Below are 17,303 nucleotides of genomic sequence, written 5' to 3'. Positions count from 1 at the left end.
GACGGCATGAATGCTGTTTCGTGCCGGGGGCTGCGGTTCGCGTACGGCCCTCGCGGTGTTGATCTCGACGTTGCTGCCGGGGAGATGGTCGCCCTGGTGGGCGTGAACGGCGCCGGGAAGACCACCACCATGGAGTTGCTGCTCGGGCACCGGCGACCGGCCGGTGGCACGATCCGGGTGCTGGGCCGGGATCCGTACGCCGAACGCCGCCGCCTCGCCACCGAGGTGGGCGTGGTCCCGCAGGACAGCGGCCTGGCGCCGGATCTCACGGTGGCCGAGACGCTGCGGTTGTGGCTGCGCCTGCACCGCCGCCCGGTCAGCGGTGACCTGCTCGGCGCGGTGGACCTGGAGCACCGCGCCGGACTGCGGGTGCGGTTGCTGTCCGGCGGAGAGCGGCGCCGCCTGGATCTGGCCGTCGCCCTGTGCGGACGGCCACGGTTGCTGCTGCTCGACGAGCCGACCTCCGGGCTCGACCCGGACTCCCGGGCCCGGACCTGGAAGCTGCTGCGGGAACAGCGCGACGCCGGCACGTCGATCCTGGTCAGCACCCACTATCCGGAAGAGGCGGCGGGGCACGCCGACCGGATCGTGATCATGGACGGCGGGGTGCTGCGATGAGGGCCTGGCTGCTGATCGCCGGCGCTGAGTTCACCATGCTGCGCCGCAGCGCGTTCGCCCTGGCGATGGGTGCGGTGCTGCCGCTGGCGCTCGGCGGGCTGATCCTCGCGGCGGAGGCGGACACCGGGCGGGCCGGACCGGGAACGGCCGCCGGGCTGCTGCTGGTCACGCTGATCACGCTCACCGCGTACGTCTCCGGCACCACCACCCTGGCGTCGCGCCGGCAGCAGAACGTGCTGCGCCGGTTGCGTGGCAGCGGCGCCTCCGACACGGCGATCCTGGCCGCCGTCCTGACCCCGCCCGCGGTGCTGACCCTGGCCCAGGTGCTGCTGCTGTCGGCCGCCCTGGACCTGCGCGGGATCCGGCCCGGCCCGCTGGTGCCGGCCGTCCTGGCCGGAATCGTGACGGCCGGCGCGCTGGCCGCCCTGACCGCGGCCGTCACCTCGGCGCCGGAACTGGCGCAGCTGACGACCACGCCGATCGCGCTGGTGTTCCTCGGCGGCGCGCTGTGGGTGGCCCGCACCCCGGCGGCCGACGTCGGCTGGGCGATGACGCTGCTGCCCGGGGCCGCGATCACCCAGCTGGCCCGGATCGCCTGGCGGGTGCCCGGCGCGGACGGGTGGCCGGTGGTGACGGCGCTGCTGCTCGTCACGGCGGTGCCGGCGGTCGCGGCGGCCACCCGGGTCTTCGTCTGGGATCCACGGCGCTGAGCCCGGCGGGTCCCGGCGCGGGGTGCACCGGAGCCGGTCGTCGACTCGCCGGGGTGCCCCGTGGCCGTACCGGCCGGAATCCTGGCATGATAGGAGGCCTTCGATGATCACTGTGGACTAGAGGAGCCGCTCGTGGCGGACAGGGCCGGGCAGAACCTGGACACCAGCACCCCGCACTCGGCACGGCTGTGGAACTACTGGCTCGGCGGCAAGGACAACTTCCAGCCGGACCGGGAGGCCGGTGACGCGATCGCCGGGATGCTGCCGTCGATCGTCACCCTGGCCCGGGAGGACCGCCGGTTCCTGCGCCGCTCGGTCGAGCACATGGTCCGCGACGGTGGCATCCGCCAGATTCTGGACATCGGCACCGGCCTGCCGACCGCCGACAACACCCACCAGGTGGCGCAGGACGTCGCACCGGAGACCAAGGTGGTCTACGTCGACAACGATCCGCTGGTGCTGGTGCACGCCCGGGCGCTGCTGTCCGGTTCGGCGGAGGGTGAGACCAACTACGTCGAGGCCGACCTGAACGACCCGGACGAGATCCTGCGGGCCGCCCGGCAGACCCTCGACTTCTCCCAGCCGATCGCGCTGACCCTGCTCGGCATCGTGCACTTCCTGCGCGACGACGACACGGCGTACGAGGTGGTGCGCCGCCTGGTCGACGCGGTGCCCACCGGCAGCTACCTGGCCATCGCGCACGGCTGCTACGACATCAACACGGCCGAGGCGAACCGGATCGTCGACTTCTGGAACGAGCGCGGCACCCCGAAGATCAAGTACCGCAGCGCCAAGGAGATCACCGCCTTCTTCGACGGCCTGACACTGCTGGAGCCGGGCGTCGTCCCGTGCAACCGGTGGCGGCCGGACGCACACACCGGCGACGTCGACGTGAACCAGTACTGCGGCGTCGCCGTCAAGGAGTGACCGTTCTCCATCGGTGAGCAGCCGCTCCCGGAGCGCCGCGAGGTCGCCGGGCAGGAGCCCGGCGGCCCGCGGGCACGCCTCCACCTCGACGTCGCCGAGCAGTTCGGTAAGCGTCTCGGCGATCGTCGTGCCGCGCAGCGCCAGCCGCGCGGCGCACGGTCAGTGGGTGCCGTCCATCCGCCGCAGCCGATAGGCGACGTCCCCGGCCAGAGCCTCGCGCCGCCGACGGGCCTCCTCGCCGAGTTCCTCGATCCGGGCCAGCGCCCGCGCCCGTTTGCCGTCCAGGCTGTTGACCCGTTCGGCGTGCGCGTGCCGGGCGTCGGCGACGATCGTGGAGGCCCGCAGCTCCGCGTCGCTGACCACCAGGCTCGCCTCGACGGACGCTTTCTTCAGCAGCTCGCTCGCCTCCCGCCGGGCCTCGGCCACATAATCGTCGGCGGTGCGCTGGGCCAGGCGCAACAGGTGCGGTGAGACCGGGGTGGCGGGCACCGGCGCGGCCGCGGCCCGCGCCTGTTCCAGCTCGGCTCGCAGGGCGGCCGCCCGCGCCTGCGCGCGGGCACATTTGCGTTCCAGTTTGCGCAGGTGACCGGCCAGGTCGTCGTATTCGAGCCGTTCCGCGAGCGCCCGGTTCTCGGCGGCGAGCCGCTGCATCTCCCCGGCCACGTCGTCGAGGAACCGGTTGACCTCACCCTCGTGATATCCGCGCCCGCCGGCCGGAGGCTCCCGAAACTCGATCTTGCCGACGTCGGCGGGGGTGAGTGACACGGAGGGGTCCACCTTTCTCACCGGAAGCACGTGGACGACAGTCGGAGCGGGGTGTGCACGTTCCCATAGGACCTTCGGACGGTCGCTTCAGGTCGTGCGCAACACGTGCCTCCGCAGGGGCGTCAAGGTGTCCGAACGACGCGCAGTGACGAAGCCCACCAAAACGCGTCGTCACGAAGTAGACGCGACCCTCCCATCAATGTCAACACCACGTATCCGGAAGAGCTCCCCACAGTGATCGCGGGTCGCTCCCACCCCCGCTGACCGCGCGTTCCGCCTGCCGGCCGAGAGTTGAACCACCAACGCTCCACCACAGCAGAACCGACAGTCAGTGGATCAGGTCGGCCACCACGCAGGCGATGTTGTCGGGGGCGCCGGCCGCGTACGCCAGCTCGATCAGCCGGTCCACCGCCGGCCCGCAGCCGGACTCCGTGGCGAGGGTGTCGCGCAGCGCGGCCGGGGGCACGACGCTGGACAGGCCGTCGGAGCAGAGCAGGTAGCGGTCGCCGGGCAGAGCGGTCCGCAACGCCAGGTCGGCCTCGACCGGACGGCCACCGCCGAGGGCCCGGCTGAGCAGGGCCCGCCGCGGATGGGCCGCGGCCCGCTCCGGGGTGAGCCGGCCGCGGTCCACCTCGTCGCGGACCCACGTGTGGTCCCGGGTCAGCAGGCTCAGCTCGCCGCCGCGCAGCAGGTAGGCGCGGGTGTCCCCGACGTGCACGAGGGCCAGCCGATCGCCGTGCCGCAGCATCGCGGTCAGTGTGGTGGCCGGCTGGTCGTCGCCGGAGCCGAGCCCGCGTACCGTCTCGTCGATGCCGTCGATCGCGGCGGCCAGCACGGCGAGCAGTTCGCCGGCCGGCCGGTCCAGCGCCTCGAGGGGTTCGAGGGCGGCGACGGCGGCCCGTGCGGCGGCCGCCCCACCGGCTCCGCGGATGCCGTCGGCGACGGCCAGCAGCCGGTCGCCGGCGTAGGCGACGTCCTCGTCGCTGTCCCGGACGGCGCCCCGATCGGTACGGGCGGCGCGACGGATCCCCGGGACGCCCGCGGCGTGTCCGGTCCGGGACAGCTCCCCGACGAGGGCGGTGACCTCCCGGGCCCGGTCGGCGGTGTCGGCGGCGACCCGGCCCCAGTGGGCGGTGACGGCCTCGGCGACCACCCGCGGGTCCCGGTCACACACCGTGCGGATGGCGGCCAGGGGCATGCCGATCCGGCGCAACCGGCCGATCAGCAGCGCCCGTTCCCGCTGGTCCGGGTGGTAGAACCGGTATCCGGACTCGGGTCGACCGCGGCCGGCGGAAGCAGGCCCAGTTCGTCGTAGAGCCGCAGCGCCTTCGGTGTCATCCGGACGGCACGGGCGAACGCACCGATCGTCAACAGCCCCACCCGTCCACCTCCGCACACCGGCCCTTCCCGGCCATCTTTTCCCCTTTGCCGGTGCTTACGTTTTGACAAGATTGTCGTGGACACTCGTGCGCCCGCCGTGAGTGCCGAGACGACAGAGGTGAGCTGCGGTGGCGGACCGGAACGACGACCTCCCCCCGCTCGCGACCCTGGACAGCGCGGCGCTGCTGGACAGCGTTCAGGAGGCGGTCCTCGCCGTCGATCCGCAGGGCGTGGTACGCGGTTTCAACCGGGCGGCCGAGGAACTGCTCGGCATGGCCGCGGCCGAGGTGTGCGGCCGCCACCTGGACGACACCCCGTGCCGGCCGGAGTACGGTGACGAGCCGATCAGCGCCGCCCTGAACCGGCTCTTCACCGGCCGGCCGACCCGCCCGGTCATCCGCGAGCTCACCGTCCGGCACCGCGACGGGCGGCGCCTGGAGACCCGGGCCGCGATGTCCGTGGTGCACGGCTCGGCCGGGCCACTGGCCTGCGTCTTCCTGACGGATGTGTCGTCGCTGGCGGCCGCCGAGGACGCCGCGGAACGCCACAACGCGTTCCTGACCGCCCTGCTCGACAGCCTCACCGCCGGGGTGATCGCCTGCGACGACACCGGCCGGGTCATCCTGGTCAACCGGGAGATGCGCCGGATGCACGGCGACCCCGAGGACGGTCCGGTGCCCGCCGACGTGTCCACCACCCATCCGCAGCACCTCTTCGACGTCAACCTGAATCCACTGGCCTGGGAGCAGACTCCGCTCATGCGGGCCTGGCGCGGCGAACGGCTCGCCGCCGAGGACATCGTGATCCGGGTTCCGGGCCGGCGCAGCCGCGTCTTCGCCACCACCGCGCAGCCGATCACCGGCCGCGACGGCCGCCGGCTCGGCGCGGTCGCCGCCGCCCACGAGATCACCGTGCAACGGCACGCCGAGCGGTTCCGCGTCTGCCACCGCGAGGTGGAGCAGGCGCTGCGCCACTCGACGTCGATCGCCGAGGCGGCGCCGGCCATCCTGCGGGCCGTCACCGGCGCGCTCGGCTGGCCCAGGGCCGAGCTGTACCTGGTCGACGAGACGTCCGGGAGCCTGCGATCGGTGGCCGGCTACACCACCGACGGCGAGGACACGGACGGCTTCTTCGGGCACGACCCGATTCGCGGGCGCGGCATCAGCGGCCGGGTCTGGGAGTCCGGCGAGCCCCTCTGGGTCGCCGACATCGGCCGGCACGCCGGCCTGGTCACCGCCCACGAGCGGGAACGGGTCGAGATGTGCGCGCGGCACGGCATCCGTACCGTACTGGCCGTCCCGATCCGCGACGGCGGCATCGTGCTCGGCGTCCTGACCTGCTACGCCGCCTCCCCCGAGGTGCACGAGGACCTGTTCACCCTGCTGCTCGACGGCATCACCGCGCAGATCGGCGTCTACGTGGCCCTGCGCCGCGCCGAGGAGCTGGCCCGGCAGCTGACCCGCTCACAGAACGACTTCCTCGACCTGGTCGGCCACGAGCTGCGGACCCCGCTCACCTCGATCAGTGCCAACGCCACGATGCTGGCCGAGGAGGCGACCGGGCTCGACGACGAGCAGCGGCAGATGCTGGCCGCCGTCGCCCGCAACACCGCGGTGCTCCAGCGGATCGTCGACACCCTGCTGGATCTGGCCGCGCTCGACTCCGGCCATCAGGCGCTCCACCGGGCGACGGTCGATCTGGCGGCGGTGGTGGCCGAGGCGGTGACGGCGTACCGGCCGCGCGCCGCCGAGACCGGGGTCGGGCTGCACGCCGACCTGCCGGAGCGGCTGCGGGCCGACGGCGACGCCGTACGGTTGCGGCAGGCCGTCGACGACCTGCTCTCCAACGCGCTGAAGTTCAGCCCGGCCGGTGGCGACGTGCACGTGACCCTGCGGGCCGTCGACCACCTCGCCGAGCTGTGCGTCGCCGACGCCGGCATCGGCACCCCGGAGCCGGAACGGGACCGGGTCTTCAACCGCTTCTACCGGGCCGGCAACGTCCGCCATCAGGGCATCCCGGGTTTCGGGTTGGGGCTGACCCGGGCCCGTACCATCGTCCACCTGCACGGCGGAGAGATCAGCCTGCGCCAGCGCCGGCCCGCCGGCACCGTCGTCTGCGTACGCCTCCCCGTCCTCGACGAGAGTGGGAAGCCCTAACCGACCAGGGGCTTGAGGGCCGCGCCCACCTGCGCGACCACGCCCGGACGGTGACCGTTACGGATCAGGTTGATGGTGATGCCGTCGATGCCGGCGCCCAGCACCCGCTCGTGCAGCTGCTCGGCGACCTGCTCGGCGGTGCCCAGGAAGGCGCGGTTGCGGCGGTCCTCGGGGATGCTCTCGCCCAGCTCCTTGACCTCCTGCTCGGTCTCGCCGACCATTCCCATCACCAGGTAGCTGGTGGCCAGGGTGGCCGGGTCGCGGCCGATCTCGGCGCAGCGCTCTCGCAGCACGGCGACCTTGTGGGGCAGGTCGTCGACGTCGCAGATGATGTTCATGTGGTCGGCGAACCGCGCGGCCAGCCGGAACGTCTTGCGCTCGCCGCTGCCGCCCAGCATGACCGGGATGTGCTCCCGGACCCGCGGGTTGTTCATGGCGCCGCGGGCCGTGTACCACTTCCCGTCGAGGGTGGCCGGCTCGCCCTTCAGCATCGGCGTGATGATCTGCAGCGCCTCCTCGAGCCGCTCGAACCGCTCGCCGAAGGTGCCGAACTCGAAGCCGTAGTCGTGGTGCTCGCGCTCGAACCAGCCGGCCCCGATGCCGAGGACGGCCCGGCCTTTGGAGACCACGTCGAGTGTGGTCACGGTCTTGGCGAGAAGCGCGGGATTACGGTACGTGTTCCCGGTGACCAGCGTGGACAGCTGGATCGTGGAGGTGGCCGTGGCCAGCGCGCCGAGCGTCGTGTAGGCCTCCAGCATCGCGTTCTCCGCGGGGCCGATGCCCGGCAGCTGGTAGAGGTGGTCCATCACCAGAACCGTGTCGAAGCCGGACGCCTCGGCCTCGCGGGCCTGCGCCACGACCGTGTCGAACAGCTCCCCGGCCGGACCGGGATAGGTGAAGTTGGGAATCTGGTAGCCGAGCCGGATGCTCACGCCGTCTCCAATGTAAGTGGTCTCTTACTTGCTAATGTAAGAGCCTACTCACATGGAGGCAAGGGTGTCGGCGAATCGCGGGTACCACCACGGCGATCTGCGCGCGGCCCTGATCGCGGCCAGCTTCGAGGTGCTCGCCGAGTGCGGGCTCCAGCGTTTCTCGGTCGCCGCCGTGGCCCGCCGCCTGGGGGTCAGCTCGGCGGCGCCGTACCGGCACTTCCCCGACCGGGGCCACCTGCTCAGCGCGGTCTCCGCCGCCGCGGCACGCGACCTGCGTACCACCGTCGAGGTCGCCGCCGACGAGGCCGGAACCGACCCGGCCGACCGGCTGGCCGCCGCGGCCGGCGCCTATGTTCGGTATGTCGCCCGCACCGGCGCCGGGCTCCAGGTGATCTACGCACCTGAGCTGTACCCGCTGGCCGACGACGAGCGCCGTGAGCACACCCGCGCCCTGATGACCACCATGCTCGACCTGGCCTCGGCCACCGGCACGACCTCGTACCAGGACGCCGTCCTGCTGGTGGAGGCGATGATCGCGGTGGCGCACGGCTACACCACGCTGTGGTCGGACGGCTTCTTCTCCCGCAACGACATCAGCGCCGACCAGATCGCGGCCCGCGCCGTCGAGGCCGCCCGGATGGTCTTGACCACGCCGGAAACCGGGTGTTCGAATCAGATCGTCCAGATCGACTGATCTCACTGCGGCGGACGGGGTCGAATGGCTGCCTCTCCCTACAGTCTGGAAGGCGCGCGCACGATCCTGTCCGGCCCGGACGACGGCTGGATCGGCACCCTGGGCACCCTGCTCGGCGTGGGCGTGATCGCCGCCGGGCCGGCCGGGCTCGCCGCCTGGGGCTGGGTCGACCAGAAGAACGAGGTGGTCGGCCTGCTCGGCAAGCTGGTCGCGGCGGGCCGCGAACGGCTGCGCGGCGGCCGATCCCCGGAACGCGCCGACGTCCTCGCCGCGACACACACCGCGCTGGCGTACGGGGCGTTCTTCGCCGCCGTCCGGGAGACCGTCGGCCCGGTGTACGACCGGATCGGGCTGACCGAAGAGGACAAACGCCGCCTCACCGACCGGGCCGCCGCCGGACCGGCCCAGGAGCAGCTGACCCAGATGGTCACCACCCTCGCGATCCCGCTGCCGTGGGCCGGCTGCGGATTCCGGGCCACCCGCGACACCGTGATCGCCCCGCGCTACCGGGAGCTGGCCGTGCTGTGCGTCCGGTTCTTCCAGAACTTCGCCGTCTGGGAGCGGGCCGAGGTGCTGAGCCCGGTGCAGCCACTGATCGAGGATATCGTCGGCCGGGCGGTCCGCCGGTACGACGCCGAGTACAAACTGCTGGCCGCCGACGTCCGCGAGTTCGAGATCTGGACGATGCTCGGCGAACACCACGCCACCCAGGTCACCGCCGGGCGGGCGGTGGAGTCGCTGGCCCGGCTGGAGCGCCTGATGGTGTCGCTGGCCGGGGCCGGCCGGGAGCAGGCCGGTCAGGTGCGCCGGTTCGTGACCGAGTTCAACCGGGCGGCCCTGCGCGAGCCGCTGGTCGCCGCCGGGGTGTCCGACGATCTTCCGGCGCTGCGGGTGCCGGCCATCGAGGACGGATACCTCAGCCCCGCGTACCGGTGGATGGTGATGACCGACGCGGCGGCCCCGGCCGACGAGTCGTGGTGGGAGAAGCGCACCCCGCTCGGCGGTGACCTGGACGCCTTCCTGGCCGCCTACTTCTCCTCCCCGCGCAGCCACGAACGTCCGCTCGTGGTGCTCGGCCACCCCGGCTCGGGCAAGAGCATGTTCACCAAGGTGTGCGCGGCCCGGCTCTCCGGCAGCGACGCCTTCACCGCCGCCCGGATCCCGCTGCGCCAGGTGCCGGACCCGAGCGCGCCCGTCTACCAGCAGGTGGCCGCGGTGCTCGGCAAGGCCACCAACGGGCGGGTCTCCTGGGCCGAGCTGAGCGACGCGTCCGCCGACGCGACCCGGGTGCTGTTCATCGACGGGCTCGACGAGTTCATGCAGGCGTCCGGCACCGCCGAGTCGAACTATCTGCAGAACGTGGTCGAGTTCCAGCGGATCGAACGGCTCGCGTCCCGGCCGGTCGCGGTCATCGTCACCTCCCGCACCCTGGTGGCCGACCTGGCCCGGATCCCGGAGGGCTGCCTGGTCATCAAGCTGGAGGACTTCAGCACCGAGCAGGTCGGGGCGTGGCTGGGGATCTGGGAGCGGGCGAACCCGTACCTGGGGCCCAGCGGGCTGGCCGGCATCCCGTCACCGACGTCCGTGCTGTCCTACGGCGACATCGCCCGCCAGCCGCTGCTGTTGCTGCTGCTGGTGCTGCACGGCGCCGCCAACGGGCTGCCGCCCATGCAGCAGGACTCCACCCCGGCGCAGATCTACGGCGCCATCCTGCGCCGGTTCATCGAGCGGGAGCTGAACAAGCCGGACAGCCCGGCGCGCGCCGGCGACGAGGCCGGGATCCAGGCCGAGCTGTGGCGGCTCGGCATCGCGGCGTTCGGCATGTTCAACCGGGGCAAGCACTACATCGAGGAGCAGACCCTGCTGGAGGACCTCCAGGCCCTCGACCCGGCGCCCCGGCAGCGGCAACATGCGCGGCGCGGCGGGGCGCTGAGCGCGGCCCGGCGGGTCCTCGGCCGGTTCTTCTTCATCCACGCCTCCGAGGTCGACGAGGGGGTGGAGGGGCGCAGCTACGAGTTCCTGCACGCCACCTTCGGCGAGTACCTGATCGCCTACTTCGTGATGACCGAACTCGCCGAGCTGTGGCGCTCCCGGGACCGCCCGTCCTCCCAGAACTGGGACGACGACCGCCTCTACGCGCTGCTGTCACACCAGACGCTGAACTCCGGCGGCTCGTCGGTGCTGCCGTTCATCGAGCAGCTGCACGCCGACCCGGAGGGCGCCCGCCGGGCCGGTGACATCCTGCGCGTGCTGCTGCGCGAGGCCGAGGACCGCTGGGACCGCGGCCGCTACGGCACCTACTCGCCGTCCACCGGCACCTACATGGAGCGGTACGCGATCTACACGGCCAATCTGCTGCTGCTCCTGCTGCACGTGGAGAGCGACCCGGTGACGCTCGCCTCGATCGTGCCGCCGCCGGACGACTCGAACGACTGGTGGACCCGGCTGGTCCGCCTCTGGCAGGGCTACCTGGACGTGGAGTTCCTGGACACCATCTCCCCGGAGAGCGAGCCGGACTGGGCCATCACCCGGGGCGGCGCGACCGCCGCGCAGCCGGCCGTGCACACCGAGTGGCTGGCCCTGTCCCGCATCGACGCGGTGGTCCTCAACGCCGGCCACGGCGCGGTCGGCAACGAGTACGCGATCGAGAGCTCGGACCGCGAGATCGAGGCGCTCGGGCAGGCCGCCCGCGCCTACGTCGACCCGGAGGCGTTCTGGGACGGCCGCCGTACCGTCAGCGGACTGATCCAGACCGGTCGCGCCCACCGCTACAGCCGGGCGCTGCTGGCCGCGCACGTGGCGCACAGCCCCGAGCTGTTCCGGGTCTCCGACGTGACCGCCCTCGACCCGTTCGCGGTGGAGGCCCGGGTGTCGCCGGACTGGTGGCCGCGCTCCCTGCTGGCCGCCCAGTACCCGGAACTGGGTGACCGGCCGGAGACCACGGCGTACCTGGCCCAGGTCCCGGTGGAGAGCCCGGGTTTCGCGGCCCTGCTGGCCGGGGCGCTGATCTGGGGCGATCGCTGGCCGGCCGGCGCGGACGTCCTGGCCCGCACCCCCGAGGTGCTGCACGAGGTGGCCGCCGGGCTGCGTCCCTGGATCGACGGGATGGCCGGGCTCACCGACGAACGGCGCCAGGTCCTGGTCATCGCCGGCCACCTGGTCGTGGCGATGCGCCGGCTGCTGGTCGAGAACTAGACCCAGAAGATCAAAACCGTTTTCCGGTACGGCGTCCGCCGCCCCCGACCGCATCTCCGGCCGTCCCGGCGGCGCCACGCGAGCATCTGCCCGCGCACGCCTGTGCCGCGACCGCCGGGCGCAGATCGGTGGTCCATCTCCGCCCGCTCACTTCGGTAAACCCGTCCCTGAGCCGGCCGATTACCCGTGGCGAGTCGTTCGACCCGGGGCCTGGACGGTCGCAACCGCCCGGCACCGGTTCGGGCACTGGAGGTGCAACGCCCGCCCTGGAATCTCTTTCCCATGCCCGGCCGACAACGTGCCGGACAAACGGGGGAGATTGTTTTGCGACGCGCCAAGCTGCCGATGATGCTGACAGCCTTGACCGCCGTATTCGCGGGTACCGCCACTGCCGCTGTCGTGGCTCCGGTCGCCGCGCAGGCGGCTCCGGCCAAGACCCAGTGTGTGACCGACGCCAACCTGGTCCCGTCCTGCGGGGTGCTGTGGGGTGGTGCGGCTGGTGGGTTCACCAGCAAGCCGCGTGACCTGGAGCACAAGAACTGGGAGAAGCTGTCCGGGCGGACCGCGACGATCTTCCACACCTACCACAAGGGCGACGAGGCGTTCCCCACCAAGGCCGAGATCGCCATGACCCAGGACCCGGCCAACCCGCGGGTGCTGCTGCTCAACTGGAAGGTCGCCTACGGCTCGTCGTGGGCGAAGGTCGCCAAGGGCGAGCAGGATAAGCGGATCGACGCGTTCGCCAAGCGGATCAAGGCGTACGACAAGCAGGTGTTCCTGGTGCTCAACCACGAGCCGGAGAACGACGTCAAGCCGAAGAAGGGCTCGGGCTGGGAGGCCAAGGACTTCGCGGCCATGTACCGGCACACCATCCAGCGTCTGGAGGCGCAGGGCGTCGACAACGTCGTGAACGTGATGGCGTACATGGGTAACGAGAAGTGGATGGCCCAGTCGTGGTGGAAGGACCTGTACCCGGGCGACGACGTGGTGGACTGGATCGGCCTGGACTCCTACGTCAGTGTGGAGAAGGGCTACTACCACTACGGCACGTTCGCCGACCTGCTCGACCGTAAGCCGAAGAACGGTGGCCCCGGTTTCTACGAGTGGGCGACGACCAAGCACAAGAACAAGCCGCTGATGATCGCCGAGTGGGGTGGCTACCACCGGATCGGTAAGAAGACCGACAAGTCCGCGGTCTACAACAGTGTCCTGCCGGAGCTGAAGAAGCGGCCCGCGATCAAGGCGATCGTGCACTTCGACACCAAGGCCGACGACCAGGGCAACCGCGACATCAGCATCAACAGCACCCCGGCCAGCCTCGCCTCCTTCCGCAAGCTCGCCGCCAACCCGATCTTCAACGTCAAGCTCGCCTGACAGTCATTGAGCCGCCACCCCACCCCGGGGTGGCGGCTCAGTCGGCGACGCCACCGAACGCGACCACATGCTCGATCCGCAGGCGGACCAGCAGCTCACCCTCGACCGCGTTGCGGGCGCCGTAACGGTCGGCCAGGTCGGCGCCCATGTACCGGTGCGCGATCCGGGTCGACCAGACCCGCATGTCGTCCAGATCCGTGCTGACGGTCACGCTTCCCCGCACGGTGACGAACGCGTACGGCGGGGTCTCCTCGTCCACGCTGAGCGCGGCCCGCGGATCCCTGGCCAGATTCCGGCCCTTCACCGACGACGCGCCGGTGTTGAACACCAGGTCGCCGCCGTCCAGCACGAACCACACCGGCACCACGTGCGGTGACCCGTCCGCCCGGATCGTCGCCAGCTTCCCGGTCCGCGTCCCCGCGGTGAGGAACTCCCGCCACTCCGGCTCGCTCATCGTCTGTGCCACAACCCGCATTCTGCCCGGAAGACGGCCGCGGCGTGGGTCAGGCACACTCAGCCGGGTGGAGACGCTCGCCTGCGGGCACGCGGGATTCGCCGGTGGCAGCCGCGTCTGCCCGCACCTGATGCGGCCCGCCGAGAAGAGGGACGCGGAGTACGCGGCGATCGTGAACGACTACGGCCGCACCGGGCACGTGATCGACGACGGCTACTGATCCGCTGGGCGGCCGGCTGACGATTCCCCTCCGATCCCCGGATTCCCCGCCGATGGTGGCCCGACGATCGAGAACGGGGAGACATGTGACCGAACAACTGGTGGAAAGACGCATATCCGGTGCCCTCTACGGCCGAACGGCCACCGAGATCACCGGGCCGCTGCGGCCGACCGGAGGCCGGGTCCTGTACCGGCCGGCCTATTCGCGCCGCGACGACTGGACGCTGCGCCTGCTCGGTGTGGCGCACGTCGCCGTGGCCGTCGTGCTCGGGGTGTACCTGCTGCTGCCGGGCAACCTGCCGGTGGTCGACGGGCTGAACCCGGTGATGGCCGCGCTCACCGTGACCGGTCTCGTGGTGATGGTGATCATGCAGATCATCGTCGGGCTGCGCACCTGCGCGCTGACGTTCTTCGCGGCCCGGGCTCGCGACCCGATCCCGATGACGCCGCCGCGCGGCATGCGGGTGGCCGTGCTCACCACGATCGTCCCCGGCAAGGAACCGGTCGAGCTGGTCATGGCCACGCTGCGGGCGATGAAGCGGATCCGGCACGACGGCGTGCTCGACGTCTGGCTGCTCGACGAGGGCGACGACCCGGAGGTACGGCGCCGGTGCGAGCGGCTCGGCGTACGCCACTTCAGCCGCAAGGGGCGCCCGGAGTGGAACCAGGAGTCCGGCCCGTACCGGGCGCGCACCAAGCACGGCAACCACAACGCCTGGCGGTCGGCGCACGAGAGTGACTACGACGTGGTCGCGCAGATGGACCCGGACCACGTGCCGTACCCGAACTTCCTGGAGCGCACGCTCGGCTACTTCGCCGACCCGGACACCGGGTTCGTGGTCGCCCCGCAGGTGTACGCGAACCTCACCGAGTCGTTCGTGGCCCGGGGCGCGGCCGAACTGGCGTACCTGTTCCACGGGGTGATCCAGCGTGGCGGCAACGGGCGCGGCGCGCCGCTGCTGATCGGCACCAACCACCTGTACCGGCCGGCCGCGTTCAAGCAGATCGACGGCTATCAGGACTCGATCATCGAGGACCACCTCACCTCGATGGTGATCTTCGGAGCGGTCAACCCGGCGACCGGCAGCACCTGGCGCGGCGTCTACACGCCGGACATCATCGCGGTCGGCGAGGGCCCGGCGACGTACTCGGACTTCTTCAGCCAGCAGAAGCGGTGGGCGTACGGCATCTGGGAGATCGCCCGCGGCCACTCGCCGGCCGTCCTGCGCCGGCTGCCGAAGGTGAGCCAGCGGCTGTCCTTCGCCGCGTTGCAGACCCACTACCCCACCACCGCGATCTCCTGGGTCAGCGGCATCTTCCTGACCGGCCTCTACCTGGTCGGCGGGATCACCTTCACCCGGCTGCCCGGCGTGCTGTGGGCCGCCCTGTTCCTGGCCAACATCGCGTTCGGGCTGGCGTTCGTCCAGTTCACCCGCCGGTTCAACCTGGTCGCCCACGAGCGCCGTTCGTGGGGCCTGTCCGGGATGGCGCTGGAGCTGGCCACCGCGCCGGTCTACCTGGCCGCGGCGGCCGCCCAGCTGGCCGGACGGCCACTGGCCTACGTGGTCACCCCGAAGGGCAAGGCGGCGACCGGTGACACGTGGCGCACCTTCCGGCCGCACCTGGGCTGGGCGGTTCTGAGCGCCGTCTTCATGGTGGCCGGAATCGCGCTGGGTCACACGTTCCTGTCGCTGTACTTCTGGGCGCTGCTGACCATCGTCACCTGCCTGGCCCCGGTGGCCCACCTGGTCCTGGGCCGGCGCTCGCAGGGCCGCCCGGTCACCGCGCGCAAGCACGTCGGCGAGCGGCTGATGGCCGCCGGGCTGCTCGACGAGTCGCAGCTCGGCGAGCTTCTGGACCGGCAGGTCATCACCGAGGGCCCGTGGCGGAAACTCGGCGACCTGGCCGTGGAGGCCGGCTACGTGACGCCCGTCCAGCTGGACGAGGCGGTCCGGGCCGCCGCCTAGCGGTACGCGGATGGGCGAAGGCGGTGACCCGGACCGGGTCACCGCCTTCGTCCTGTCCGGCGCAGGCGCCGGAGGTCGAGACCGACGAGCTCACCGTCGCGTTTCACGATCCGGCCGTCGACGATCACGGTACGGACGTCGCCCGGCCCCACGGTGGTGACCACCGCTCCGGCCAGTCCCGGCCCGTCCGGCAGGTGTCCCAGGCCGTCGAGCAGGATCAGATCGGCCCGGCGGCCCGGCGCGATCGTCCCGATCCGGTCGCCGAGCCCGATGGCGGCGGCGCTGTCGACGGTGGCCGCGCTCAGAACGCCGCCGGCCGGATGCATGACGCCGGTGGCGAGCCGGTGCGACCGGAGCGTGTCCCGCAACGGCTCGAACAGGTCCGCCGGCGCGTCGACCACGACGTCGACGCCCAGGCCGGCCCGCCCGCCGGCGCCCGCGAAGGTGCTGTAGGCCGACACCCCGTGCCCCATGGTCGCTTCGACCAGTGGCGTGACGGTGACCCCGGTCCCGGTGCCGGCCAGCAGTTTCGCCTCCTCGCCGGTCAGCCCGTTGACGTGGACCAGGTGCAGGTGCGGGCCGAGCAGGTCCTCGTCGTGGAGCCGGCGCAGCGGTCCGCCGGGTCCGCCGCCCGCGTGCAGGGTGACCAGCATGCCCAGCTCCCGGCCCAGCCGGATCTCGCGGACGGTGTCCGCCCAGTCGCCGAACCCGGGACCGTTGATCGCCAGCGCGCCGGTGACCCGCCCGCGCAGCCCGGCCACCCGCCGCACGTCGGCCACGTCGGCCGGGTTGTTGTGCCCCACCACGGCCCGGATGCCGGCCGTCTCGTAGGCGGCCAGCACCGCGTCGGTGTGCTCGGGTGTCCGGGTGACGTTGCAGAAGTCGAGGACGGTGGTGATGCCCGCGTTCAGGGCCTCGGCCGCGCCGAGCAGGGTGGCGTGGTGGGCGTCGTCCGGCCCGTACGCCGGAAGGAGCCGGCCGAGAACGGTGGCGAGATAGTCAGCGAGCGTCATGTCCGCGCCGATGCCGCGCAGCGGCGCCTGCGCCACGTGCTGGTGGCTGTCGACCAGGCCGGGCGCGATCACCAGCCCGTCGGCGTCGATCACCTCGTGCGCCGCCACGGCCGGGAACACCCCCACCGCCACGATCCGGCCGTCGTCCACGAGCACATCGGCCCGCTCGCCGGTGATCAGGCGGCCGCCATTGATCACAAGATCCATGTCTCCCCCTAGAAAGCTTTTCAAAAAGGTATCCAGAAAGCTTTGTTCGGCGCAAGTAGGATGATCCGGTGGCCAGGGACGTGGTGGACGACATCGCCGGGGCGTGGGACGCGGAGCTCCCCGGCGCCGTCGGTGCGGAACTCGAGATCAGCAAGCGGGCGGCCCGGCTGTCCGCACTGCTCAACGCCCCGGCCGAGGCGAAACTGGCGAGGCTCGGCCTGACCAAGGCGGAGTACGACATCCTGGCCGTGCTGCGCGCCGCGGGCGAGCCCTACCGGCTGCGGCCGTCCGTCCTCACCCAGCGTCTGGCCCTCACCTCCGGCGGCACCAGCAACGTGCTGCGCCGGCTCACCCTGGCCGGTCTCATCGAGCGCGATCCCGACCCGTCCGACGCCCGCAGCTCCTGGGTGCGCCTCTCCCCCACCGGCGTCACCAGGGCCGAGGAGGCGGTCCGCGCGGCCAGCGCGGCCCAGGCGGCCCTGCTGCGACACATCCCCCCGGAGACCACCCGCGCCACCATCGACGCCCTACGAACGATCCTGATCGCGCTCGGCGACACGGCCGACTAAGGCGTGTTTCATAAGCCGGTCAGAGCCACTCGCAGATGACCGTGATGGTTAGGACGGCCTGGAATCGGACGGCCAACTTGTCGTAGCGGGTGGCCACGCCGCGGTGGCGCTTGAGCCGGGCGA

Annotated in this window: 14 protein-coding genes and 2 pseudogenes; 10 read left to right on the top strand and 6 right to left on the bottom strand. The window is 71.9% G+C overall.

The window, feature by feature from the left end; translation table 11 throughout:
• Nucleotides 1-6: 6 nt before the first annotated feature.
• The 3 genes from J5X75_RS41825 (at nt 7) to J5X75_RS41815 (ending at nt 2,255) form a co-directional block, all read left to right on the top strand.
• Nucleotides 7-618 (top strand): ABC transporter ATP-binding protein, encoded by a 612-nt coding sequence (locus tag J5X75_RS41825; RefSeq protein WP_208473286.1) that lies wholly within the window; start codon nt 7-9, stop codon nt 616-618.
• Complete coding sequence (locus J5X75_RS41820) at nt 615-1,328, top strand: ABC transporter permease (protein ID WP_208473285.1); 714 nt, start codon at nt 615-617, stop codon at nt 1,326-1,328. The genes J5X75_RS41825 and J5X75_RS41820 overlap by 4 nt, the downstream gene beginning before the upstream one ends.
• 132 nt (nt 1,329-1,460) lie before the next feature.
• Entirely contained in the window at nt 1,461-2,255 is a 795-nt protein-coding gene (locus J5X75_RS41815; protein ID WP_208473284.1) for an SAM-dependent methyltransferase, read from the top strand.
• Between the two features lie 159 nt (nt 2,256-2,414).
• On the opposite strand, the gene J5X75_RS41810 is transcribed toward J5X75_RS41815, so the two are convergent.
• Together J5X75_RS41810 and J5X75_RS41805 are read right to left on the bottom strand one after the other, a co-directional pair.
• Nucleotides 2,415-3,020: a DivIVA domain-containing protein gene (locus J5X75_RS41810; protein ID WP_208473283.1), complete on the bottom strand. Its 606-nt coding sequence runs from the start codon at nt 3,018-3,020 to the stop codon at nt 2,415-2,417.
• A 328-nt stretch (nt 3,021-3,348) separates the two neighbouring features.
• A pseudogene (locus J5X75_RS41805) lies at nt 3,349-4,400 on the bottom strand (MerR family transcriptional regulator).
• A gap of 128 nt (nt 4,401-4,528) precedes the next feature.
• On the opposite strand from J5X75_RS41805, the gene J5X75_RS41800 reads away from it, so the two are divergent.
• Nucleotides 4,529-6,556, top strand: a complete 2,028-nt coding sequence (locus J5X75_RS41800) for a sensor histidine kinase (RefSeq protein WP_307798625.1) — start codon at nt 4,529-4,531, stop codon at nt 6,554-6,556.
• On the opposite strand, the gene J5X75_RS41795 is transcribed toward J5X75_RS41800, so the two are convergent.
• On the bottom strand, nt 6,553-7,488 hold the full coding sequence (locus tag J5X75_RS41795; protein WP_208473282.1) for an LLM class F420-dependent oxidoreductase: 936 nt from the start codon (nt 7,486-7,488) through the stop codon (nt 6,553-6,555). The genes J5X75_RS41800 and J5X75_RS41795 overlap by 4 nt on opposite strands.
• 64 nt (nt 7,489-7,552) lie before the next feature.
• Between J5X75_RS41795 and J5X75_RS41790 the strand changes: the two genes are divergently transcribed.
• From J5X75_RS41790 to J5X75_RS41780, 3 genes are all read left to right on the top strand, one after another.
• Nucleotides 7,553-8,182: a TetR/AcrR family transcriptional regulator gene (locus tag J5X75_RS41790; protein WP_307798623.1), complete on the top strand. Its 630-nt coding sequence runs from the start codon at nt 7,553-7,555 to the stop codon at nt 8,180-8,182.
• A 24-nt stretch (nt 8,183-8,206) separates the two neighbouring features.
• Entirely contained in the window at nt 8,207-11,377 is a 3,171-nt protein-coding gene (locus J5X75_RS41785) for an NACHT domain-containing protein (protein WP_208473280.1), read from the top strand.
• 360 nt (nt 11,378-11,737) lie between these two features.
• On the top strand, nt 11,738-12,751 hold the full coding sequence (locus tag J5X75_RS41780) for a glycoside hydrolase family 26 protein (RefSeq protein ID WP_238490922.1): 1,014 nt from the start codon (nt 11,738-11,740) through the stop codon (nt 12,749-12,751).
• Nucleotides 12,752-12,788: 37 nt separating this feature from the next.
• Here the strand turns inward: J5X75_RS41780 and J5X75_RS41775 are convergent, their stop codons facing one another.
• Nucleotides 12,789-13,217: a PPOX class F420-dependent oxidoreductase gene (locus J5X75_RS41775; RefSeq protein ID WP_208473279.1), complete on the bottom strand. Its 429-nt coding sequence runs from the start codon at nt 13,215-13,217 to the stop codon at nt 12,789-12,791.
• 55 nt (nt 13,218-13,272) lie between these two features.
• Here J5X75_RS41775 and J5X75_RS41770 point away from each other — a divergent pair, with 55 nt between their 5' ends.
• Complete coding sequence (locus J5X75_RS41770) at nt 13,273-13,425, top strand: hypothetical protein (protein WP_208473278.1); 153 nt, start codon at nt 13,273-13,275, stop codon at nt 13,423-13,425.
• A gap of 100 nt (nt 13,426-13,525) precedes the next feature.
• Nucleotides 13,526-15,391 carry a glycosyltransferase family 2 protein gene (locus J5X75_RS41765; protein ID WP_307798622.1) on the top strand — a complete coding sequence of 622 codons (1,866 nt, stop codon included), beginning with the start codon at nt 13,526-13,528 and terminating at the stop codon, nt 15,389-15,391.
• Nucleotides 15,392-15,429: 38 nt separating this feature from the next.
• Here J5X75_RS41765 and J5X75_RS41760 read toward each other — a convergent pair whose 3' ends face one another.
• Nucleotides 15,430-16,611 (bottom strand): amidohydrolase family protein, encoded by a 1,182-nt coding sequence (locus J5X75_RS41760; protein ID WP_208473276.1) that lies wholly within the window; start codon nt 16,609-16,611, stop codon nt 15,430-15,432.
• Nucleotides 16,612-16,679: 68 nt separating this feature from the next.
• On the opposite strand from J5X75_RS41760, the gene J5X75_RS45185 reads away from it, so the two are divergent.
• On the top strand, nt 16,680-17,180 hold the full coding sequence (locus tag J5X75_RS45185; RefSeq protein ID WP_208473275.1) for a MarR family winged helix-turn-helix transcriptional regulator: 501 nt from the start codon (nt 16,680-16,682) through the stop codon (nt 17,178-17,180).
• A gap of 19 nt (nt 17,181-17,199) precedes the next feature.
• Here the strand turns inward: J5X75_RS45185 and J5X75_RS45180 are convergent.
• Nucleotides 17,200-17,303, bottom strand: a pseudogene (locus J5X75_RS45180) (IS5 family transposase); the annotation flags it as partial.

This window comes from Actinoplanes flavus, assembly GCF_017592555.1.
GTDB classification, from domain to species: domain Bacteria; phylum Actinomycetota; class Actinomycetes; order Mycobacteriales; family Micromonosporaceae; genus Actinoplanes; species Actinoplanes flavus.
Note: the sequence above shows the minus strand (reverse complement) of the source record. Positions and strands in the feature narration are given on the sequence as shown.